Genomic DNA, 20,865 nt, shown 5'->3' with positions numbered 1-20,865 from the left:
TAGCCACGGAAAAATCTATTCAAATTTTCCAGAAAGATGAGCGAATATAGACGCTTAAATTGCGGGAGATTTTAACCCCGGCAGATAATTCTCCGCCCTGGCTTAAAAGGCTGGACGAATGAAGAATGGTCGAACCAGGTTCCCGCTAAAATGCGCAGCATGTCTCTCAGCGTTATAAAAACGATATGCCCCATTGATAAAGCAATCGAGTCAGCAATCGATCCGTTTATATATTGTCCGTTCCCCGATCGAGCTTGAGTGATCCGGAATTGATGCAATAGCGTAAACCGGTTGGCTCAGGACCGTCGTCGAATACATGCCCCAGGTGCGCGTCGCAGCGAGCACACAATACCTCTGTCCGGTGCATGAAAAAGCTGTCATCTTCCTCGGTAGTGACATTGGCCGGGTTCACGGGTTGCCAGAAAGAAGGCCAACCCGTGCCTGAATCGAACTTGGTATCCGAACTGAATAGCGCGGCGCCGCAACATGCGCAACGGTATACGCCGTTGTCGTGGCAATTCCAGTATTCACCCGTGAAAGCGGGCTCGGTACCACCCTCGCGACAAACATGATACTGCTGAGGCGTGAGCTGCTTTTGCCATTCCTGTTCAGACTTGACGATTTTTCGGTCCATGATTCCCTTCAGTCGATAATTTAGTGCCACCTGAAAGGTATCTCAGGGATATTTCAGGGATATATTTCAAGCGGATCAAGAGTGTCTGTCAATGTAGATGTACCGGAGCCACTTCACCTTCTTCCGGAAATTCAGCATGTACCACCTCGCCTTCCGGGTTTGGAAACAATGGAGCGCCACACTCCTCGCAATAGTCCAGAAGAAAATGATTTTGCAGCAACATGGTATGGCCTATACCGCATTCCCGCAAGGTCGTTTCGATTTGAGTTACGATATCGCTGCTCTCATCTTCATCGCCAACCAATGCCCATACTATCCCATACAGCACCTCGTTGCGATCCTTGAGCGTGAAACCTATACGGTATTCTTCCAGCCACTGATCATAGAACGGCGCGATCACCGCACGCAGCCTGTTAGGTGAAATGTTCAGGGTGGTTTGCAGGAAATTAACGGTGGCATGCGTGGAATAGGGCCGGGCAAGGCGATCCGCCATGCGCCAGGCCGAAAAAAAGCCATCCGGTATCAGCAATTCAAACGCGCACCCCAGGAACAACTTCCGCAAAGCTTCACCACCGTGAGTCTGCCATGCAGGCACAATTTCCTCTTTTGATAACATCAGAGCCGGCAAGTTGCTGTTTCTGGTCTCGCCAGCCCCGTCTGTTTGCTGCCAGCGGAACATGGCCTTTCCTTGCGGCACCGCGATACCCCCGAGAAGATAGCGTGTATCGGAGAGGAAACGGCCGGTTTCGGGCAGTCGGTTGGGGTTCATATGCAACCTGCGCTCTCCCGCCACCGCTGCTGCCCATAGTTTGCCGGCCAGCTCATGTGTAAGGTGATAGCCGCGCGGTAACTGGTCGGGACTGAACAGGCAATCGGCGAGCACGAACTGGACATTCGGCGCCAGCACATGGGTCTGCAACTGTACGCGCAAATTGGCCAGCATTTCTTCGTCTACCGGACCCGAAGGAATCGAAAACCGCGACCAGGTCAGCACCGGCACGGCGAACATCAGAACATCATAGCGCCGATCTTCATGTGTCAATATGCTGCATTCAATTGCCGCCTCTATGGCATAAATGAATTCGCTATAACCCGCCGGGTCAGTATCATAAAGCTGATCCAGCGCCGCTTCGAGATTCTGATCGTCGCTTGTCCGCAGTTGGGCGTGTATCTTTGCCGCAAGCCGGTTTTCCCAGAATGCGTCTTCTATGCGGCTGCCGGAAGCGGCAAGCCCCGCCGCCAGGCGGCAAAGCTCTTGCACTGCGCGCGGGGATTTGGTGCGATGGGGAGCGCGAGTTTTTTTCATTAAAATTGATGTGCGCGTATGATCAAAAAAATATTTTAACTTAAATCCCAAGGATGGAAGGAGGATACGCTTTAAGGGGATCGAACGATGCGAAGGAACGAGCCGATCATCTGCTGCGCTCCTCTGCACTACCTGGCTTTCTCGCCGCTAATGGCGTCAGAGTGGAAGCTTCGCGCCGAGTACGTCTATATACTCAATCTGCGGGGGTTCCGCCAGTAGATCGGCTGCGTTGGCGCTCAGTGCTTCTGCGATCGGACCGGATAAATGCGCCGACCGCCCCGCCTCATCGGCGAATGCATCGAAAACGCCGAAAGTGGATGGGCCCAGGCGAAGAGCAAACCATACCGGCGTCTGGGCTTCCTGGTTCGCGAGTGTAAGCCCCCGTTCGAGAAAATTGCTTACATCGGTTTCCTTCCCTGGTTTGGCATGTAATCGTACGAATAGAGCGACTTTTAGCATAATGGCTTTCCTTTCTGAAGTTGAACAACGAGGCACAACTCCAGGCATCATACCGTTTCGCCGCAAATGGCGAGACTGGCAACTAAATAAAAGTTCTTTCACCCATCTTCATATCCTTGCATCGGTCGTCCATGCAGACGGCAGTGCTGCGAGCTTTTTTCGCGGTGGAATTGCCCGGTTAGAGTGAGCGGCAGGCACTCCACTGAAGAATTGGATCTGTTATCAATAATTAGCGAGTTGCCACTACCCCTCGATAAATTGATACTTCCGAGGCGCTGATCGCCCCAAGGAGAAGAAGCATGGCTGGGTTTGGCGTGGTCTGGAATCATTGCCAGGTTGACTGAGTAGCCCAAACTGGCGAGGCGGTGGAATCGGGATACAAGCAGGTATGCAAGGGCGCGGAGACCCGAAGCGTGCGACGGCCCGCCCGACGGTAGTTGCTACATTGATGCCCTTATACAAGAAGGGAGCCGCAGCTCCCTTCTTGTATAAGGGCAGAGGATCAGTCCGCTGCCAAAATGATATATTTCTACTTCCAGTTTGGCTGGAATCGAGTTTGCTGGGTCCGGTAATTCTGCCAGGCATAACCGGGAGAGACCAGCGGCTTGGCTGGGATAAAGAACGTACCCAGATCCGCAACCCCCGCCAGCGAACGGCCGACCCCGTAGGTAATACCAGTCAGCAACCCTGTGGTGAGTCCATAACCCAAGCCTTTGTCATTAGTCTCCATCAGCATGCTCTTCGGAACTTCCGCGATGCCTGTTACGGTATTCGCGGCGCCGTGCGCGAGTTTATTACCTACGCCCAGGCCGTAGGTCGCATAACTGGCAGCCACTGCGGCTTCAGACGAGAAGAATATCAGAGTAGATAGTATCAGTAACGGTTTCAGCGTACTTTTCATCGATACCTCCGAAAGGTGGATTGAATAAATCAAACCCGATTTGACACTAGCACGGATGAGATGCAATGTCAAATGTATTATCCCTATCCCGCTTGGCGCATGGGTTGGCGAGAAGCGATAGGCGCTGATGAAAGTGATGGATGCATTGAACGGAGAATATGGAGGCCACAGTTCCGCCGCCTCTTCCGGGCGCCGGGATAGGCCGGCAGAAGGAATCTGCAACAATTTTTTCAGACTTGCCCCGCGATGAGTAATGGGCGGTTAAGGGGTAAATAAGGGGGTGAGTATTCAACCCCGCATTCCATTGCGATCATCATCGCTGCCATGGACCAGGCGGTACAATATGGGCAGTACCAGCAGAGTCAACGCGGTGGACGAAAGAATGCCGCCGATTACCACTGTTGCCAGTGGCCGCTGCACTTCCGCACCCGTTCCGGTGGCGAGCGCCATGGGGACGAACCCAAGTGCTGCCACCAGTGCCGTCATTAATACCGGGCGTAAACGAGTGAGAGCGCCAGTTTGAATAGCCTCATCCAGGGCCATGCCCTGTGCTCGTAAATCACGGATAAACGCCAGCATGACCAGGCCATTCAGCACGGCTACGCCGGACAGGGCGATGAATCCCACGCCGGCTGAAATGGACAGTGGAATATCGCGCAACCACAGTGCCACAATTCCGCCGCTAAGCGCGAATGGAACGCCGCTGAACATCAGCAATCCGTCCCGAACATTGCCGAACATGTTATAGAGCAGAACAAAAATCAATCCGAGGGCCACGGGAATGACGATCTGAAGGCGCTGCGCCGCTGAAATCAATTGCTCGAATTGCCCTCCCCAGGTTATCCAATAGCCCGGCGGACTCTGCACCTTTTCTGCGATGAGCGCTTCCGCTTCTTCAACGAAGGACCCCAGATCCCTGCCACGAACGTTAGCGGTGACCACTACCCGGCGTTTACCGTTTTCGCGGCTTACCTGATTAGGTCCCTGGACGACTTCCAGATTGGCCACCTCGCCCAGCATGACGTAGCCGACTATGCCAGTGCCAGGGGCCGCCGTAGCCCCCATGGTCGAATCGGGTAGCCTGATCGGTAAACGCTCGAGGGTCTCGATATTGCTGCGTAGTGATTCCGGCAGCCGAACCTGCAAATCGAAGCGGCGATCCCCCTCATAGATAGTGCCCGCGCTTCTGCCGCCAATGGAAATGGCAACGGCATCCTGCATATCCACCGCATTCAAACCGAAACGCGCCATTTTTGCCCGATCCATTTGAATCGACAATACCGGCAATCCGCTGATCTGCTCGGTCCTCACATCCGCCGCGCCAGGGATGGTGCCCAGAACTTTTTCGATCTCTTCCCCTACAGCGAGCAGCGTATCCATGTCGTCGCCGAATACTTTTACGGCGACATCCGCGCGCACGCCGGAAAGTAGTTCATTGAAACGCATCTGTATCGGCTGGGTGAACTCGTAATTGTTACCCGGTACTTCCCGCACGGCCTTTTCAATGGCGGCAACCAACTGCGGCTTGGTATGGTGCGGCCCCGGCCATTCCGACGGCGGCTTCAGGATAACGAAGGTATCCGCTACGCTTGGCGGCATCGGATCGGTCGCAATCTCGGCGGTGCCGATCTTGGAGAACACCCTGTCCACTTCGGGAAATGCCTTGATTTTTTTCTCCAGTTCGTCCTGCATCTCGACGGCAGTAGTCAGGTTCGTGCCGGGAATGCGTATGGCATGGAGAGCTATGTCTCCTTCATTGAGGCTGGGTATGAATTCGCTGCCCATCCGCGTTGTCAGCAGGCCCGACAGCACCACAATCACCACCGCAAGCGTGATCGTGAGTGCCTTATTGTGCATCGCTGCCGCGAGGGCCGGTACATACACTTTCTTCGCCCACGCCACTACCGGGCTTTCTTTTTCCGCTACCTTCCCCGAGAGAAAGAGCGCAATTGCCGCCGGGATAAATGTTATGGAAAGAATCATTGCGCCGACCAGCGCGATCACGACCGTGAAAGCCATGGGATGGAACATCTTTCCTTCCACGCCTGACAGCGCGAAAATCGGCAGATAGACCACCATGATGATGAGTTCGCCGTAGATCAGCACTCGTCGGGCTTCCCTGGATGCATCGAAGACCACGGCAAAGCGTTCGGCCGACGTCAACAGTCGTCCCAGTCGCGTCTGCTCATGCGCGAGCCGCCGGATGGCATTTTCGACAATGACGATGGAACCGTCCACGATCAGGCCGAAATCAAGTGCCCCCAGGCTCATCAGATTGGCGCTGACATGGTTGGCCACCATGCCGCTGAAGGTGAACAGCATCGAAAGCGGAATGACGAGCGCGGTAATCAGCGCAGCACGCAGGTTTCCCAGGAACAGGAACAACACCAGGATTACCAGGGTTGCACCCTCGAACAGGTTGGTTGCGACTGTCCAGATGGTTTTGTCCACGAGATCGGTGCGATCGTATACCGGCGTCGCGACGATGCCTTCCGGCAGAGTCCGGTTAACCTCTATCAGCTTGTCGGCGACAGCTTGAGAGACCGTCCGGCTGTTCTCTCCGATCAGCATGAGCGCGGTGGCAAGGACTATTTCCTCACCATTCTGCGTAGCGGCGCCGGTGCGTAATTCCTTACCTATCAGGACATCCGCAACGTCCTTGATGCGTATGGGTATGCCTTGCCGCGAGCCGAGAATGATATTGGCGATTTCATCCAGGTCGGCCACCTGCCCCGGCACTCGAACCAAGTATTGTTCACCGCTTTTTTCGATATAGCCTGCGCCTACGTTAAGATTATTCCGCTCCAGGGCGACGATGACATCCTGTAATGTCAGTCCGAAGGAGAGCAGCTTGTCGGGATAGGGTGTGACGTGAAATTGCTTGACGTAGCCGCCTATTGCGTTGACTTCCGCTACCCCTTTGACCATGCGCAACTGGGGCCGGATAATCCAGTCCTGGATCTCCCGCAGGTCGATCGTGCTATATGCGGTGCCGTCCGGCTTTTGTGCGTCTTTCCCGGCGTCCACGGTCCACATGAAGATTTCCCCAAGGCCGGTAGAGATCGGCCCCATCGTGGGCACAATTCCAACGGGCAGCTTGGCCTTGGCCTCCTGGATGCGCTGGTTGACCAGCTGGCGCGCAAAATAGATGTCGGTGCCATCCTCGAAAATAACCGTCACCTGGGATAAACCATAGCGGGAGAGGGACCGGGTATGGTGAAGGTGGGGAAGGCCGGCCATGACCGTCTCGATCGGAAAGGTCACTCGCTGTTCTGCTTCCACCGGCGAATAGCCTATCGCCGGTGTATTGATCTGTACCTGCACATTGGTAATGTCCGGCACGGCGTCAATTGCCAGCTTCTGGAAACTATAAACCCCGACCGCGGCCATCGCCAGCACCGCTCCCATCACGAAGACGCGCCGGTGTATCGAACCTTGCAAGATGCGTTCAATCATGATGTATCGCCATCGAAAATATTGTGGCTGACCTGCAGCTTGCCGGCTGGCCGCGCCGATTTTCAGTGATCATGGGATGCGCCTGCCTTGCCGAGTTCGGATTTGATGATAAAACTGTTGCCCGCCGTATACTGCTCCCCGGCGGAAAGTCCGCTAAGCACCTCCACCATCTTGCCATCGCTGCGCCCGAGCTTCAGCGGACGTGCTTCAAAATGCTCGCCGTAGCGGCCGAACACCACCGACCAGTCGTTCAGTGTCTGGATGGCATCGACCGATACCGCGACAGGCACCTGAATTTCTTCGGCCACCAGTTCCGCGGTGACAAACATGCCGGGGCGCCATCTGCCATCCTTGTTATCCAGTATGATCCGCGCGGTGGCAGTGCGGGTCGCGGCACCGACGAGGGCGCTGATGTAGGAGATTTCACCTTCGCCCTCGACATCGATGGCTGTTGCTTTCACCTTCGCCTTCTGTCCGATCTTGAGTACATCCAGGTCTTTCGCATACACCGTGATTTGCGCCCATACCGTGGACACATCGGCTATGGTGAAGATAGCCGTATCCTCTTTGAGCGTCTGGCCCTGGGCTATGGCTTTGGCGGTAATAAGGCCCGGAATCGGCGCCTGAATCTCATAGCGGGACAGATCGCGCTCCTGATGAATTGCCTCGGGCCGCACGCCAAGCGTACGTAGTTTGGATAAGGCGAGATCGGAGGCGATCTCGGCTTCGGCCAGCGCCTGCTGGGCGGTGAGATAATCCTGCTTTGCGGAGATCTTTTCCTCCCACAACTGCTTCTCGCGTTCAAATGTGATCCGCGCCAGCCCCAGCCGTTTTCGCGCCGCGAAGAGCTGGCTGCGTAAATCCGCCAGCATCATGCTTTCGATGACTGCGAGCACCTCGCCTTTCTGCACATGCTGGCCATGATGTCGATAGACGGCATCCACAATGCCCGGCAACCGGGGTACGACCTGCACGATGGTATGCTCATCGAATACGATCTCGCCGGGCAGCTTGAGTGTCAGCCTGAGCGTCGCTGGCCCGGCAGTGCGTATTTCGACGCCGATGCTTTTCAGCATTTCGTCCGGCATTGCTACCCGTGCTTCGACCTGGCTGTAGCCCCAGCGAAATGTTTCACCGTCGTGTTCCGCGGCAATTGCCATATCGAATGAGTGAGGTTCCTCCACCACCTGGTCGCCCAGCAGATAATCGGCCTCAGGCTTGAAGTTGAATATCTGCGCCGGCGCACCCAGCCGGGATAGTGTGACCGTTACTTTCGCGGCAGCGGGCGGAAGAGGTTTCCCGTTTTTATAGAGGTAGAGGCGCAATTGCGGCGGCACCCCTTTTTCAAAAATGGTGACCTCTACGCCGAATCCATCCTTGACAAACAGTTTTCCTCCCTTCGGACCTTTGCCGGGCTCTTGTCCAGCTCGTTTTTCCGTCGCTGGGTGATCATGGTCTTCGCGAGCGCCGGAGGCGGCAGCTTCATCATGGACTTCATGCAGGGTATCGTGAGAAGGAGCCTTGTCCCATCCAAGGATTAACCCACCCAGTACGACCCCGGTTACGATGACAACGGCAATCGATATCCTTTGACGCTTGTTCACAATGTGCTCCTCGAATTCCCATTTGTGCCATTTGTATTGTTGCCGTTGATGGCAGCGGGAGTTATGGCTCCATCAATGGGCGCTGCAATCACGCGTTCGATCTCATTGACCAGGCGGTGGTAATTCGCGAGCGCGCGCACATAAAGAATTCTGTTCTGGAATAAAGTCCGCTGCGCATCCAGTACTTCAAGAAATCCAAATTTACCCAGCTCATAGCCTCTGTTGGTAACCTCGAACGCGCTTCTGGCCGCAGGTAGAATTTCGTCGCGCAGTATCCCTACCTCGTTTTGTGCGCTCGACAAAGCCTCATACGCAAGCGTGAGCTCAGCTTTAAGCCGCAGGTCGATGGCTGCCTGCTCGTCGATGGCCTTATCTACACGTTGATGCGCTTCGCGGACATTGCCCTGATTACGGTCGAAAAATGGCAACGGCATCACCAGGCTGACCACAGGCGTATTGCCCCCGAGCAGCGCGTGGTGAACGACACCCGCGTTCACGGTAAGATTCGGTATCTGACGGGTCTGTTCCACCTCCAGCAGTGCTTTACGCTGTGCTATATTTTTTATGGCGCGAAGCGCTGCGGGGCTGCTGAGGACGCGTTCCGAGAGAACTTCAAAGCTCGGCAGGGTGATCAATAATTCAAGATTTCCCAGCGCCCGGGTAAATCGGGGAGAAGCGTTGCCCCATAGCAGCGTCAGCCGTTTGCGCGCCGATGCCAGATCACGCTGCGCTTGCTCAAGCTCGATGCGCGTGGTGGATAGTGTCACTCCCGCCCTGGTCTCCTCGATGGGGGGCACCTTGCCGGCCTGAACACGCTTTCCGGTTGTACTGACTACCCCCTGCGCCAGTTGCAGGTTATCCTCGGCAAGACGCACACGTTCTTGTCCGGCCAGCACTTCCGTGAAGGTGTTTGCTATCCGGGCGATAAGTTCCACCCGTCTTGTTTCGTAGTCTTTACCTGCCAGTTCTTCACCAAGCAGCGCCGCGTTGACTCGAGCCGCGCGTTTCCCGCCGAGCTCGATCAGCTGGCTGATGCGGATAGTCGTGATTTGTTGTACAACCTCTTGCGTAACCGCCTTTTGCGAGTTGACATCGCCCTGAAGCGGCTGGATATTTCCGACATTTTCGACGTTGATCGATAATTCGGGGTTTCGCAGCAGCCCCGCTTGAAGCGTTGCGCCTTCCAGGGCGCGCATCTCCTTGGCAAAAGAGGCCAGCTCGGGATTGCGCTGTAATGCAAGCAGCGCGGCGTCCCGTAACGTCAAATCGCCCTTTTCCTCAGGCTGGAGCGCATCGGGGAAGCGCGGGCTTCTGTCGGGAATAACGCCGACAAAAGTATTTTCCGCAATTGCCGAAGAATGCCAGTTCAGTGCAAGAACAAGGCATCCAGCCAGCACGGAATATCGTGACGGCGCGAACAATACATCAAAGCTCATGAAAATCCTCCGCAAGGCTACGTAACCCGGATGTGTCATAAATTCGCGTGATGATTGCGCAGGATTTGTAGGGAGATTTCGTGAAAGAGTGGCGTAGTTATTCATACGCCCGACTGAACGAAATTTTCATACGAAACAAAAGACCAGCGAGGGCGCGCGTCAATTTATGAAACATCCGGGGTAGATATCGAACTCCGTAACCGGCGCTCCTATGAGTCAGCCGGTCCTTACGTAGATGAGAATAGGGCAAGTCTGCGCATGGCGCAGCGGCACAATGGGCGCGAGGATAAAGGCCTCGAAGTATTCTCCCGGCGAGCCGGGTCCGCCCAAAGCAAAGCCAGGGGGATACGCATGCTGAGACTTGCAGATTCAGCTTGCCAGGATGTTTCGGGGTGGATGCAGAGGTGACTCGGGAATGGATTCGGGAACGGTGGCAGAGACAAAGATCCCCAGAACTTCCATACCGGTGAAAGTGGGTACAGTTAAAGGAGCCGTAAAGAAAAAGGGCTGATACTGTCCTGCCGCGTGAAGACACAAATGAGTAGCGGCATCCAGATGGCCCTCATCGTTTATTGCCGCATGCTGATGGGCCTCGAGATGAGCTGTTGGATCGAGAGAAAGAACGTGATGCTCATGATCGAGCTCATGAGCGAAAACCTCGCCGTTAAACGCCCAGCTAAATGCGTTCGTCATCATGGTGACGAACAGTACAAGCATGACGGGGTGGATATGGCGTCGTGGGTTCATGGCTTCCTAGATTCTATACCCGGGAACGAATAATGCCAATAGCTGCTTTTTTTCTCGTTAGCACAGGCCAAGCTCAGGATTTCTTATAGGGAGCAATGAATTGCCCAAATAATTCAGCTGCTCTCATTCTCGGAAATGCGCAAGTTTGTGAACTATAGTGATATGAATGTTTGATCCATGAGGGTAAAGGTCATTAACACTGCGATGGCACTTTCCTGCTCTCTATCAATCAACCGAAGCAATAATCAAATAGTTACCTAATCAGGAGGAAACGACATGCCTCAATTGCTGGCCTCTGAATCCACCTCGTTTACATTGGACAATATGGGGAGGTTCCTCTGCAACACGTTGCAGGAAGCAGTCGATAGCGCCGCACAGACCGTCGGTGGGCGCCAGCGCGACTTTGATGTGATTATCATTGGCGGCGGCACCTTCGGGGCAGTGATGGCGGAACATCTTTTTATTACCGACGCCACGCGCAGTCGCCGGATTCTCGTACTCGAAGCCGGGCCATTCGTAGTACCCGAGCACGTGCAAAACATGCCGTTTATGGGTGGCGCGCCCGATTTGCGTGTGCCCTGGGTAAATCATCCGGCGCTGAACTACCTCGGCCTGATCTTCGCTGTCGGAGGACGCTCGCTGACATGGGGCGGGTGGTCGCCCGAGATGCTCGATGAGGAGATGGCGGCATGGCCACCAGCGGTAAAAACGGCGCTGCGGCCGCCACTTCCTGCTGAGGGATATTTCGCACAGTCGAGCCGGCAGATTGGTGTAAAAGAAACCAACGACTTCATCTACGGACCGCTCCATATCGCGCTGCGCAAACAACTCCACGCCGGGCTCAACATGCCGGGCAATGAAACCGGCTTTACTTTCGCTCAACTCCTCGAGCATCCGGCGGTGCGCTACCCTGACCCCGGAGAACCGCCGTTGACCGCCGCGCTGCTTCGTGACTGGCTGGGCTTGCCCAGTACCGACACCACTCCCGAGGCAGTCCTACACGAACTTTTCAAACTTGAAGCACCGCTTGCGGTGCAGTCGACAACGCTGCCCGGATTTTTTCCAACCAATAAATTCAGTGCTATCCCCGGCTTGATCAGCGCAGCAAGGTTGGCGAACAAAGAGGCGGACGGAGTAGGACCGGTGGCGGACGCACGCAAGCGGCTCATGATTGTGCCAAACTGCCACGTACAGGAACTCATCACCGAGACACAACCCGATAATTGGGTGCGGGTGACGGGTGCGCGTATCTGGCAGAATGGCGCATCACGGGATATTCTGCTCGCGCCGCCGCGAAATGGCCGGCAGAGTGCGTCGGTAATCGCGCTTGGGACGGTTGAAACCACGCGCGTGGCGCTGACCACCTTTCAGCAGTCGCTCGCGGGGCGCGCTGCACAGCGCATGGGTGAAAATCTCATTGCGCATCTGCGCACCAACCTCACCATACGGATACCGCGCGCGGCCATTGCGGCCAACTTGCCGGCTACGTTGATTCCCAGCCTCCAGGCATCGGCCTTGCTCATCAAAGGCAAGGCGCCCAATAATCGGACTTATCATTTCCAGATCACCGCCTCGGGATTGGGCAAACTGGGCACCGATTCCGAAGCCGAGCTTTTCAAGAAAATCCCGGATCTGGAACTCATCGAAGCGATGCGCCGCGCGAACGATGCGACCGTTGTCATCACCATCCGCGGCATCGGCGAAATGACGACTCGCAATCCGGACAGCTTCATCGATCTTTCGGCGCAGGAAAGCGACTTTGGGCGCCCGAAGGCCGTTGTTCATCTCGGCAATGCCAAAGCCAGTCCACAGCAGTTTCCCGGCAGTGCACAGACCAACAACGATCGCGCCACGTGGGATGCCATGGATGCGGTAGCCGATAAGATCGCGCTCATCTTTGCCGGCAATGAACCGTTCGAGATACTTCTCACCAATCCTGACGGCGCCATTCCGATACCCTCTGGTACCCGGACGCAGCGACTCGCCATGCTCGCCGCGTTCAAGAACCGCCGCGACGACCTGGGTACAACGCACCACGACGCCGGCACGATGCGCATGGGCGACAACATTGCGGACGCTGTAACCAATGATTTTGGCCGTATCCACGACACCACCAATTGCTACATCGCCAGCCCTGCGCTCTTCCCCTCGCTGGGTTCACCCAACCCGATGCTCACGGGTGTCGCGCTGGGCCGTCGGACGGGAGATCTGCTCAACGGTGGCGTGCTCTTCGGCCCCGACCCGGTCATCAGTCCTCAGGACGAGACTGGCTTCCGCCCTCTCTTCGACGGTACGGCGGCAACATTCAAAAACTGGACTCTTGCCGGACCCGGTGGCGGTGGCATGCTTCACCTCAACGGCGAGATGGTCAGCTATGGCGATGGCGCGCTACGGCTGTTCTACTACTCCCAGGAGGCTTTTGGCGATTTCACGTTGCGCCTGCAGTTTCGCATCTTCGATGCCGCGAATCACAACAGCGGTGTATTCATCCGCTTCCCGCGTCCGACGCTTGGCCTGACTGCAGCTCTCCAAAATCGCATCTCGCAGCAACCATCGCCCGAACCTTCCTTCGATGCGGGAAATTCCGCCTGGAAACCTGTGATTGCTGGTTTTGAGGTCCAGATAGACGACAACGCCCGCGGGGATTCCGGCAAGGATTTTTATGGCATCAAGCCTGAGCCGGATGGATTATTTAAAAACCGTACCGGCGCGATCTATAAAATTCAGGCTGGCGACCGTGTCTGGCACCTGAATTTCAATGAACCGGCCATGCAGAACTATACGCCCGGCCCCGCGCTCGTTCCTGCTGTCTGGTTTGAATATGAGATTGTCGTGCAGGGCAACGACTATACCGTCTTCCTCACCAACATCGAGACCGGGGAACGCAAGCAAACGACGATATTCCACAATACCGACGCGGACCGCGGCCTATCCCCGGGATTCATCGGCATCCAGGCTTATGCGGGCAGCACAGTGGCCTGGCGCCATGTCCGCATCAAGACCGCTTAGCCCATACCAGCAGAAAGTAGGGGAAATTATGAAATCCAAAGCAACGATTCAGTTCCTCAGGGATTGGCGCGAGTTCCAGCATGGCATGATCGAGCGAAATGGACGGCTCAAGGTCGAGTATGACATGCACCGGTTGCCGCATTGTTTCACGGCATGGCATGGCGCCGGGCTCGGCGATATCACCGCATATATCCGTTTTCATCCTCGAGGGGAGGTCGTTAGCGGCAGTGTGATTGCTCCGGTCCGAAACCAGGAAAGCCCGCCTGGCATGATTATCGGGCATGTGCCTGCGCCATTTGAAACCGCAGTGCCGGACGACGCTGCACAGGCGGAGATCTGGTTCCACAATTTTTATCAGACCAGCACGCGTTGCGACGCCTGGGATAGCCGATTTGGTTCCAATTACTGGTTCGAGATCGACGGTGCGCCGGCGCAGACCCCAATGCAGCCGGTCGCTTATCGCAGCGGTGCGATAACAAGTCCGGAGACGGTCAATGTGCTGGAGCATAGCGCTGTCAAGGTCAATGTCTTTCCACCACTGCCGGAAGGTGGCCCTCGCCAGGGCACAGACTTGCAGACGATGCTGAAGGTGACCGCATGGGTCAGGGAAACCACTTTCGGCGCCAACGCATGGATTGACGTTCATGTCTTTGACGATGGCGACAAGCTGATACATTCCGAAACGTTGACGCTGCCTTATAGCGGCTTTGGCCCGGTATTCCGTTATGGGTTCTCGGGCAAGGTCTATCAAGGTTCAACCGCCACCCCGGGATCGGTACAGCCCCGGCCCGATGCACGAAAAATCCAGTATCGCCTGTATTACGACATAAATTACCAGGTCTTCACTGACGGCATCCTGCATCAGCTTCATCTATCCGAGAATGCCGACACTTCGGCGCATTCAGCCCATTCCCACGAGAGGCCACATTGATGACTGGCAGCTATGACGAACGTATTTAACCAGATTTGTACCTGCTATCCATTTTTATAACGGTACTGTCAAATCTTGTCTTCCCCGCGAAAGCGGGAGTCAAAAGGCCTCTTTCGAATTATTGCATGTCAATTACATAACTAGGAAACAGCCATGCCCGCTCTCATTCGCCTGATTACCGCTATACTCGCGCTAGTTGCCGCAACAGCCCACGCCGCCGATACCCCCGACACTTTGAATACGGCTGAAATAGAACAATTGACGGGTCTTAAAGGAACATACTCCAGCGAAGAAAATGTTTTCAAGGTATCCAAGCCACGCACCGACGTAAAAATCAAGGTGGATAAATGGATGATGCCGCCATTCATGGGCTTGACCTCTTGGGCTGCTTTTGTCCCTGCTCAGGATGGACAAGTGATGATGATGGGAGACACTGTTCTGTTCGAGGATGAGGTTAATCCAGCCATGAGCATGGCATTTGATTCGGGACTGGAAGTTACCGCTTTATACAATCACTTTTTCTTCGATGAACCGAAAATCTATTTCATGCATATTGGCGGCGTGGGTAGTGCCGCACAGCTTGCCGCGGGCGTAAAAAAGGTTTATGACAAAATCGTCGAAATTCGCGCTATATAACCTGTACCTGTGCCCGAGTTCCCTAAAGCAATTTCGAAGGAAAGCAGAATCTCCGCAGGGCCTCTCGAAACAATCTTGGGAATAAAGGGCATATCAAAAGATGGCATGTTCAAAATTACGGTTGGCCGTTCCGCTACCATGCATGGCGCGCAAGTCGGCAAGGAAATGGGTGTCAACACATGGGCAGCATAGATGGAAATTTCGCAATGCTGCCAGATGAAATGCAGGCTGTTCTGAAAATAATGCGGGCAGGCGACATCAATGTCGTCGCGATCCATCAACATATGACCCACGATCAGCCGCATTATTTATTCATGCACTACTGGGGCAAGGGCAACGCACAAGAATTGGCAAAAACGATCAGGAAGGCGCTGGATGCGAGTCGACGTACTTCATGAATCTTGGGAACGTCAAATATAAGTCCCATTAGGTCGCCACGAGCGAGCAGTTGCATATGGATTACAATTCGCCAGATGAATTAGCGCTGATAGCACGGCTACGATATGTGCGCAAATTGGAGGGCTATCGATCAAAGCTCATGGAATCCGCATAGGAACTGTGCATTCTTTACGGAATAGACTGGAGAGTTAGGAATTTTCCTCAACCCTTCCACGGCTGCTTTCTCCGCCTTTAGGCCCCCAGAATACAACCCACGTGCCAAAATCGCCGGAAAAATTCTCGAACCGGTGTTCAACATCAGCAGCTACAAACAGGCAATCACCCGCCTCGAACGAATGACGATCGTCGCCGATAACAAGCTCACCCGTGCCTTTATGGATGAAGTAAACCTCATCCTGTTCATGCGGTGTCTGGGGGTCGAGGCCGATGGGTGCGTAATACTCGACCGACATGGTGCCATGAGCAAGCGCAACGGCGAATCGTTCACCCATGGGCCACTCTGCGGTAACGGGACCTGGAATGCGGGAAAATACTTCCTCAAACGTTGCTTTAACTTTCAATTGCCCTCCTCGCGAGCAGGCCGCGCTTAGTCATCCCTGGCAGGTTCGTCCGCGGAACTGCTCGGTATTTCCTGGAATCTGCCGGTAAGAGATGCTAGAAATTGGCTGTGGGTAGTCAGCAGCTTATAAAGCGGGAACGCGAGCGCGCCAAAGATTATGCCCAGAAGCAGGCCCGCAAACGGCGCTAAAAGGAGAACAAGAAGCGCTTTCCCTATACCGCTGCTCTGAAAAGTGAAAAATGCGTTTACCGGGGAAAATAACGTATTGGCACAACAGAATACCAGTGAATTGAACTTCACGAAGGAAATGAAGCTAAGTTGTACGAGATATCTGCTCATTTATTTCTCTGACAATGGATTGAGCCTTGCCGAAGCACGGCCGTTACTGCTTCATTGTATGAAATAATCCGAGCCTGCGTGAGATTTATTCAGGCTTTATTCAGAACCCGCGTAGCTCGGGGATATCTGGAACGCTTTGCGCCCTCGGCTCCGATGCAATGAACGTGCGAATGCGAATACCGGTATTTCAGGCGCTGTCTCGCTCATTATGGCTGTTCCTCCTGCAGTGTGAAAACATTGTTAAGCCAGAAATAATTTCATTCGAGTTGACGCTCGACCAGCGAATGCTAGACTGGAACATGGAAGCGATAATTTATCGTCTTTCATTCTGCTCGGCTACCGGTCTTTTATACCCATGCATGACGGTAAAGGCTGAGCAGATCCCTATGACTTATACACTTAGCGAAGAATCGTTTATTGCCGAGGGAATCGTTATGGAACAGTCTGCCGTCACCCAGTTCAAGTTACCCAAGGACGTGATCGCGCTAGTGCCTATGCGCAACCTTGTGGTGTTTCCCCACGTATTGACGGCGATCACCGTTGGCCGGGCAAAGTCAATCGCGGCAGTGGAGCATGCGCTGCACTCCAACTGGCCGTTGGGCATCGTTCTGCAAAAGGACGCGGCCGTCGACGAACCGGGGCTCGATGCATTATTCAACATGGGCACAATAATAAGCATCGTTCGGCATCTCACTTCGGCCGATGGGCTGCGCCACGCCGTATGTCAGGGTCTGGAGCGGTTCTGCATCGAAGAACTGGTCGAAGGTTATCCGTTTCTTGCCGCTCGTATACGGCGCATCGCCGAGCCGGCCGAGGTGTCCACAGAGGCCGAGGCGCTGGCAATGCAGTTGCGTGAACGCACCGTGGAAATTCTCTCGCTCTTGCCCGGAGTGCCGGCAGAGCTTGCGCACGCACTGCAAGCTACCCGCGCACCATCGCATCTGGCGGATATTGCCGCGAGCCTGCTCGATGCTGAAGTCGGTGAGAAGCAGATGCTGCTCGAAACCTTGAGTACGGAAGAACGGCTGAAAAAAGTGCTTCAGATCCTGTCGCGCCGCATCGAGGTGCTCAGGCTCTCGCAGGAGATTGGTGAGCGGACGAAAGAACAGTTGGTGGACCGCGAGCGCAAATTCCTGCTGCGTGAGCAATTAAAGACGATCCAGAAGGAACTGGGTGAAACTGAAGGCAATGACCAGGAGATCACGGAACTGGATGAGGCTATTGCCAAGGCCGGCATGCCGGATGAAATCGAGGCCCAGGCGCGCAAGGAGCTGCAACGACTGCAACGCATGCCGTCGGCCTCAAGCGAATATTCAATGCTTCACATTTATCTTGAGTGGATGACTGAGTTGCCGTGGCGGCTTCCGGCCGACATGCCGATCGACCTGAATGCAGCACGCGAGATACTGGAAGCCGATCACTTCGGGCTTGAGCGCGTCAAGCAGCGGGTTGTCGAGTTCCTGGCGGTGCAAAAACTGAAACCTCAGGGGCGCGCGCCGATTCTTTGTTTTGTCGGCCCGCCGGGGGTAGGCAAGACTTCCCTCGGCCAGAGCATCGCGCGGGCGCTGCAGCGGCCATTTGTTCGCGTATCCTTGGGTGGCGTGCATGACGAGGCGGAAATGCGCGGTCACCGCCGCACTTACATTGGCGCCATGCCGGGTAATATCGTGCAGAGTCTGCGCAAGGCCAAGGCACGCAATTGCGTGATGATGCTTGACGAGGTGGACAAGATGTCAGCCAGTCTTCACGGAGACCCATCGGCTGCACTGCTGGAGGTGCTGGACCCGGAACAAAATTCGACTTTTCGGGATAATTATCTCGGCGTGCCTTTCGACTTGAGCCGTGTCGTCTTTATTGCGACGGCGAATGTAATTGATAACGTGCCGCCCCCGGTGCGCGATCGCATGGAGATTATCGACATTCCCGGCTATACCCGGGAGGAAAAACTTCAGATCGCGCTGCGTTACCTGGTGGCTCGCCAATGTGAGGGCAACGGCCTGACCGAAGGGCAGTGCGAAATAACGGTCGAGGCGTTGAATAGCATCATTGCGAACTACACCCGTGAGGCCGGCGTACGCCAATTCGAACGCGAGATCGGGCGTGTGATGCGTCATGCGGCCATGCGGGTTGCCGATGGTGCGCAGCTCAGGGTGCGGGTCGATATCGCAGATCTGGATGGTATCCTGGGCCCTGCCAAATATGAGCATGAGATCGGCTTGCGCGCCAGCCTGCCGGGTGTGGCTACCGGCCTTGCATGGACGCCGACAGGCGGCGATATCCTCTTCATCGAAGCGACGCGAGTCAGTGGGCGCGGCCAACTGATTCTGACAGGGCAGCTTGGCGGGGTCATGAAAGAGAGTGCTCAGGCCGCGCTCACCCTGGTAAAGGCGCTTGCGGGCGATTTGCATATTCCGGCGTCAATGTTTGACGGGGTCGACGTTCATGTGCACGTGCCGGCTGGGGCCATCCCGAAGGATGGCCCCAGCGCCGGGGTAGCCATGTTTATAGCGCTCGCTTCACTTTTTACCGACCGGCCGATAAATCACGATGTGGCAATGACCGGGGAGATCAGTTTGCGCGGGATGGTATTGCCCGTAGGGGGAATCAAGGAGAAGGTGCTTGCAGCTCAGCGTGCAGGTCTGCGCGCGGTACTACTGCCGGCGCGTAATGAAAAAGATTTGCGGGAAGTACCCGAAGCGACGCGCGCCACACTGGAATTCGTTTTCCTGGAAACGGTGGATGACGCAATTCAGGCGGCGCTGGGTCAACGGGGCGCCAGTCGCGCCGCTTCCGAATTCAAGCTGATATAAGAAGTTTCTGAACCAGCCGCCTTCGAACTCATGCATGTGATCCAAGGATTTCCGAGTTTGCTGCGGCACTCGCGTCATCCAAAAAATAACTAGCTCGTTTCGAGTCCGACATCGAAGGTTGTCGCGTACCCCTTTCCGGTTTCCAGAAGCGTAAGCATTAGCTGGTCTCCTCCTTCGCGGAATATGCTGTCGCCCTCATTCCTCGTTCTCGGCAGGTAGGACCCTTTTCTTGCATATGCCTGCTGCCGTGCATATACCAGGTCCGTAATCGAGTCGTTGAAGTAGAGCTGCGACGTAAACTCGCGGGCCCGCGCATATTTCGCGTCAGTACGTATTTTGAAATGAATATGAACCGTTCTGCCGGGATACCAGCCGGGGTAAATAGTGAGAAATCGTACGCTGCCGCTTGTGTCCGTTACTTGATAGCCGCGCAGGAATTTCTTGCCGACGGTGTTGAAGCTGCTATCCGTCACATCGGAATAAATCCCCTGGGCATCACAATGCCAGATATCCACAGAAGCGCCCGCAAGGGGCTTGCAGTCGATTCCATTGCCGGTCTTCGTACCTGTGCCGGTGGCAAAAACACGAATCTCAAGTGCGAGTGGCAGCCCTTCTTTTATCGATCCATCCGAAGGATCGGATCGAATATCCGAACGATGCAAATGCTCATCGACAAAGTAGGGACCTTCGGTTTGCTGAGGAGTGAGGACACATGAGAGGGTCCTGTGTACCGACCCGCTGGCGTTCGCGGATGAATATCCGCTGAGCTTGTTAATGCCGGCTGCGCCGATCAAAGTGAGCATTTTCCGTCGATTCATGAACGATTCCTCGCAACTGCCGGAATTCATGCTTTCTCCCATAAATTGGTAGACAGTGGCACCAGCGGTGTTGTCGGTTAACTACTTTGATAGCGCCACTGCCTTCAAGTTCATGAAATCAATTTAATTTCGACAATGGAGGTTATGAGGTCGGCGTAATTTCCGCCACAGTGGCTTCATTGCCGTGTTTGTGGAACGAGAGCCTGCTTGTTAAATTGTTTTTTACCGAGGGCCATTCATGCTGGAGTATCGAATAGACAACCGTGTCACGAACCGAACCGTCACGCATTACTTGGTGATTGCGTAAAATCCCGTCCTGCTTCGCTCCCAGCCGTTCAATTGCCGTTCGTGAGGCTTGATTGAAAAAATGTGTCCTGAACTCTACCGCGATGGCTTTTTTTTGCTCGAAGACATGTTGCAGCAACAACAGCTTGCTTTCGGTATTTACCCCTGTTTTACAGATGGACTTTGCATACCAGGTATAGCCAAGCATCGGTCGCCTGTTCTTTTCGTCCACGTTATAGAAGCGCGTGGTTCCCACTATCCTGTTCGCATCATTAAGCCGGACCGCAAACGCGATATCCCCGTTCCTGGCATTTTCAATGGCTTTAGCCACATAATTGCCGATTTGGGCAGGGGAGGGCACGTTGGCAAACCAGAGCTTCCACAACTCTCCATCCATTACCGCTGTCTTTAACGGATCAATGTGATTAATATCAAGCGGGTCAAGGGTTACAAGCGCCCCCTTGAGCTGGATAGGTTCAAGCCAGCGCATCATTGCATGTGTTCATATTGCCTTTCACTGACCTGTACCGTATCAA

The 20,865-nt window shown here is 54.9% G+C and carries 17 protein-coding genes; 5 read left to right on the top strand and 12 right to left on the bottom strand.

The genetic code is table 11. The features are described from left to right. Positions 1–226: 226 nt before the first annotated feature. The 8 genes from msrB to KJS40_RS10600 form a co-directional block, all read right to left on the bottom strand. Entirely contained in the window at positions 227–634 is a 408-nt protein-coding gene (msrB, locus tag KJS40_RS10635) for a peptide-methionine (R)-S-oxide reductase MsrB (RefSeq protein ID WP_213537631.1), read from the bottom strand. An 88-nt stretch (positions 635–722) separates the two neighbouring features. Beyond that, positions 723–1,940, bottom strand: coding sequence for a DUF2863 family protein (locus KJS40_RS10630; protein WP_213537629.1), 1,218 nt, complete (start codon positions 1,938–1,940; stop codon positions 723–725). A gap of 156 nt (positions 1,941–2,096) precedes the next feature. Continuing rightward, complete coding sequence (locus KJS40_RS10625; protein ID WP_213537628.1) at positions 2,097–2,399, bottom strand: antibiotic biosynthesis monooxygenase; 303 nt, start codon at positions 2,397–2,399, stop codon at positions 2,097–2,099. Positions 2,400–2,928: 529 nt separating this feature from the next. Then, entirely contained in the window at positions 2,929–3,300 is a 372-nt protein-coding gene (locus tag KJS40_RS10620; RefSeq protein WP_213537626.1) for an exosortase system-associated protein, TIGR04073 family, read from the bottom strand. Between the two features lie 288 nt (positions 3,301–3,588). After that, positions 3,589–6,756 (bottom strand): CusA/CzcA family heavy metal efflux RND transporter, encoded by a 3,168-nt coding sequence (locus KJS40_RS10615; protein WP_213537624.1) that lies wholly within the window; start codon positions 6,754–6,756, stop codon positions 3,589–3,591. Positions 6,757–6,818: 62 nt separating this feature from the next. After that, positions 6,819–8,360, bottom strand: a complete 1,542-nt coding sequence (locus KJS40_RS10610) for an efflux RND transporter periplasmic adaptor subunit (protein WP_213537622.1) — start codon at positions 8,358–8,360, stop codon at positions 6,819–6,821. Continuing rightward, a complete protein-coding gene (locus tag KJS40_RS10605) occupies positions 8,357–9,796 on the bottom strand; it encodes a TolC family protein (RefSeq protein ID WP_213537620.1) in 1,440 nt (479 codons plus the stop codon). Before KJS40_RS10605 ends, KJS40_RS10610 begins: the two co-directional genes overlap by 4 nt. 369 nt (positions 9,797–10,165) lie before the next feature. Continuing rightward, positions 10,166–10,543: a hypothetical protein gene (locus KJS40_RS10600; RefSeq protein ID WP_213537618.1), complete on the bottom strand. Its 378-nt coding sequence runs from the start codon at positions 10,541–10,543 to the stop codon at positions 10,166–10,168. A 276-nt stretch (positions 10,544–10,819) separates the two neighbouring features. Between KJS40_RS10600 and KJS40_RS10595 the strand changes: the two genes are divergently transcribed. The 4 genes from KJS40_RS10595 to KJS40_RS15375 all read left to right on the top strand — a co-directional run bounded on the left by KJS40_RS10595 (position 10,820) and on the right by KJS40_RS15375 (position 15,517). Next, entirely contained in the window at positions 10,820–13,552 is a 2,733-nt protein-coding gene (locus tag KJS40_RS10595; RefSeq protein WP_213537616.1) for a family 16 glycoside hydrolase, read from the top strand. Positions 13,553–13,580: 28 nt separating this feature from the next. Further along, complete coding sequence (locus tag KJS40_RS10590; RefSeq protein ID WP_213537614.1) at positions 13,581–14,483, top strand: DUF6209 family protein; 903 nt, start codon at positions 13,581–13,583, stop codon at positions 14,481–14,483. Positions 14,484–14,636: 153 nt separating this feature from the next. Next, a complete protein-coding gene (locus tag KJS40_RS15380) occupies positions 14,637–15,119 on the top strand; it encodes a DUF1259 domain-containing protein (RefSeq protein WP_244859552.1) in 483 nt (160 codons plus the stop codon). A 206-nt stretch (positions 15,120–15,325) separates the two neighbouring features. Then, complete coding sequence (locus KJS40_RS15375; protein ID WP_348529519.1) at positions 15,326–15,517, top strand: DUF1259 domain-containing protein; 192 nt, start codon at positions 15,326–15,328, stop codon at positions 15,515–15,517. Positions 15,518–15,706: 189 nt separating this feature from the next. Here the strand turns inward: KJS40_RS15375 and KJS40_RS10580 are convergent, their stop codons facing one another. Then, entirely contained in the window at positions 15,707–16,078 is a 372-nt protein-coding gene (locus KJS40_RS10580) for a cupin domain-containing protein (protein WP_213537611.1), read from the bottom strand. 26 nt (positions 16,079–16,104) lie between these two features. Beyond that, positions 16,105–16,416 (bottom strand): hypothetical protein, encoded by a 312-nt coding sequence (locus KJS40_RS10575; RefSeq protein WP_213537609.1) that lies wholly within the window; start codon positions 16,414–16,416, stop codon positions 16,105–16,107. A 386-nt stretch (positions 16,417–16,802) separates the two neighbouring features. Here KJS40_RS10575 and lon point away from each other — a divergent pair, with 386 nt between their 5' ends. After that, positions 16,803–19,226: an endopeptidase La gene (gene lon / locus KJS40_RS10570; protein WP_244859551.1), complete on the top strand. Its 2,424-nt coding sequence runs from the start codon at positions 16,803–16,805 to the stop codon at positions 19,224–19,226. Between the two features lie 89 nt (positions 19,227–19,315). On the opposite strand, the gene KJS40_RS10565 is transcribed toward lon, so the two are convergent. Both KJS40_RS10565 and KJS40_RS10560 read right to left on the bottom strand, forming a co-directional pair. Beyond that, positions 19,316–20,044, bottom strand: coding sequence for an intradiol ring-cleavage dioxygenase (locus tag KJS40_RS10565; protein WP_244859550.1), 729 nt, complete (start codon positions 20,042–20,044; stop codon positions 19,316–19,318). A 142-nt stretch (positions 20,045–20,186) separates the two neighbouring features. After that, on the bottom strand, positions 20,187–20,822 hold the full coding sequence (locus KJS40_RS10560; RefSeq protein ID WP_244859549.1) for a GNAT family protein: 636 nt from the start codon (positions 20,820–20,822) through the stop codon (positions 20,187–20,189). Positions 20,823–20,865 lie beyond the last annotated feature (43 nt).

Source organism: Nitrosospira sp. NRS527 (assembly GCF_018406445.1).
In the GTDB taxonomy this organism is placed as follows: domain Bacteria; phylum Pseudomonadota; class Gammaproteobacteria; order Burkholderiales; family Nitrosomonadaceae; genus Nitrosospira; species Nitrosospira briensis.
Note: the sequence above shows the minus strand (reverse complement) of the source record. Positions and strands in the feature narration are given on the sequence as shown.

Excerpts from the sequence above, each read along its gene's own strand:
- KJS40_RS10625 (WP_213537628.1), bottom strand. The coding sequence starts at position 2,399 with ATGCTAAAAGTCGCTCTATTCGTACGATTACATGCCAAACCAGGGAAG.
- lon (WP_244859551.1), top strand. The coding sequence starts at position 16,803 with ATGACTTATACACTTAGCGAAGAATCGTTTATTGCCGAGGGAATCGTT.
- KJS40_RS15375 (WP_348529519.1), top strand. The coding sequence starts at position 15,326 with ATGCTGCCAGATGAAATGCAGGCTGTTCTGAAAATAATGCGGGCAGGC.
- KJS40_RS10605 (WP_213537620.1), bottom strand. The coding sequence starts at position 9,796 with ATGAGCTTTGATGTATTGTTCGCGCCGTCACGATATTCCGTGCTGGCT.
- KJS40_RS10565 (WP_244859550.1), bottom strand. The coding sequence starts at position 20,044 with ATGAATCGACGGAAAATGCTCACTTTGATCGGCGCAGCCGGCATTAAC.
- KJS40_RS10560 (WP_244859549.1), bottom strand. The coding sequence starts at position 20,822 with ATGATGCGCTGGCTTGAACCTATCCAGCTCAAGGGGGCGCTTGTAACC.
- KJS40_RS10590 (WP_213537614.1), top strand. The coding sequence starts at position 13,581 with ATGAAATCCAAAGCAACGATTCAGTTCCTCAGGGATTGGCGCGAGTTC.
- KJS40_RS15380 (WP_244859552.1), top strand. The coding sequence starts at position 14,637 with ATGCCCGCTCTCATTCGCCTGATTACCGCTATACTCGCGCTAGTTGCC.
- KJS40_RS10600 (WP_213537618.1), bottom strand. The coding sequence starts at position 10,543 with ATGAACCCACGACGCCATATCCACCCCGTCATGCTTGTACTGTTCGTC.
- KJS40_RS10620 (WP_213537626.1), bottom strand. The coding sequence starts at position 3,300 with ATGAAAAGTACGCTGAAACCGTTACTGATACTATCTACTCTGATATTC.
- KJS40_RS10630 (WP_213537629.1), bottom strand. The coding sequence starts at position 1,940 with ATGAAAAAAACTCGCGCTCCCCATCGCACCAAATCCCCGCGCGCAGTG.
- msrB (WP_213537631.1), bottom strand. The coding sequence starts at position 634 with ATGGACCGAAAAATCGTCAAGTCTGAACAGGAATGGCAAAAGCAGCTC.
- KJS40_RS10575 (WP_213537609.1), bottom strand. The coding sequence starts at position 16,416 with ATGAGCAGATATCTCGTACAACTTAGCTTCATTTCCTTCGTGAAGTTC.
- KJS40_RS10615 (WP_213537624.1), bottom strand. The coding sequence starts at position 6,756 with ATGATTGAACGCATCTTGCAAGGTTCGATACACCGGCGCGTCTTCGTG.
- KJS40_RS10595 (WP_213537616.1), top strand. The coding sequence starts at position 10,820 with ATGCCTCAATTGCTGGCCTCTGAATCCACCTCGTTTACATTGGACAAT.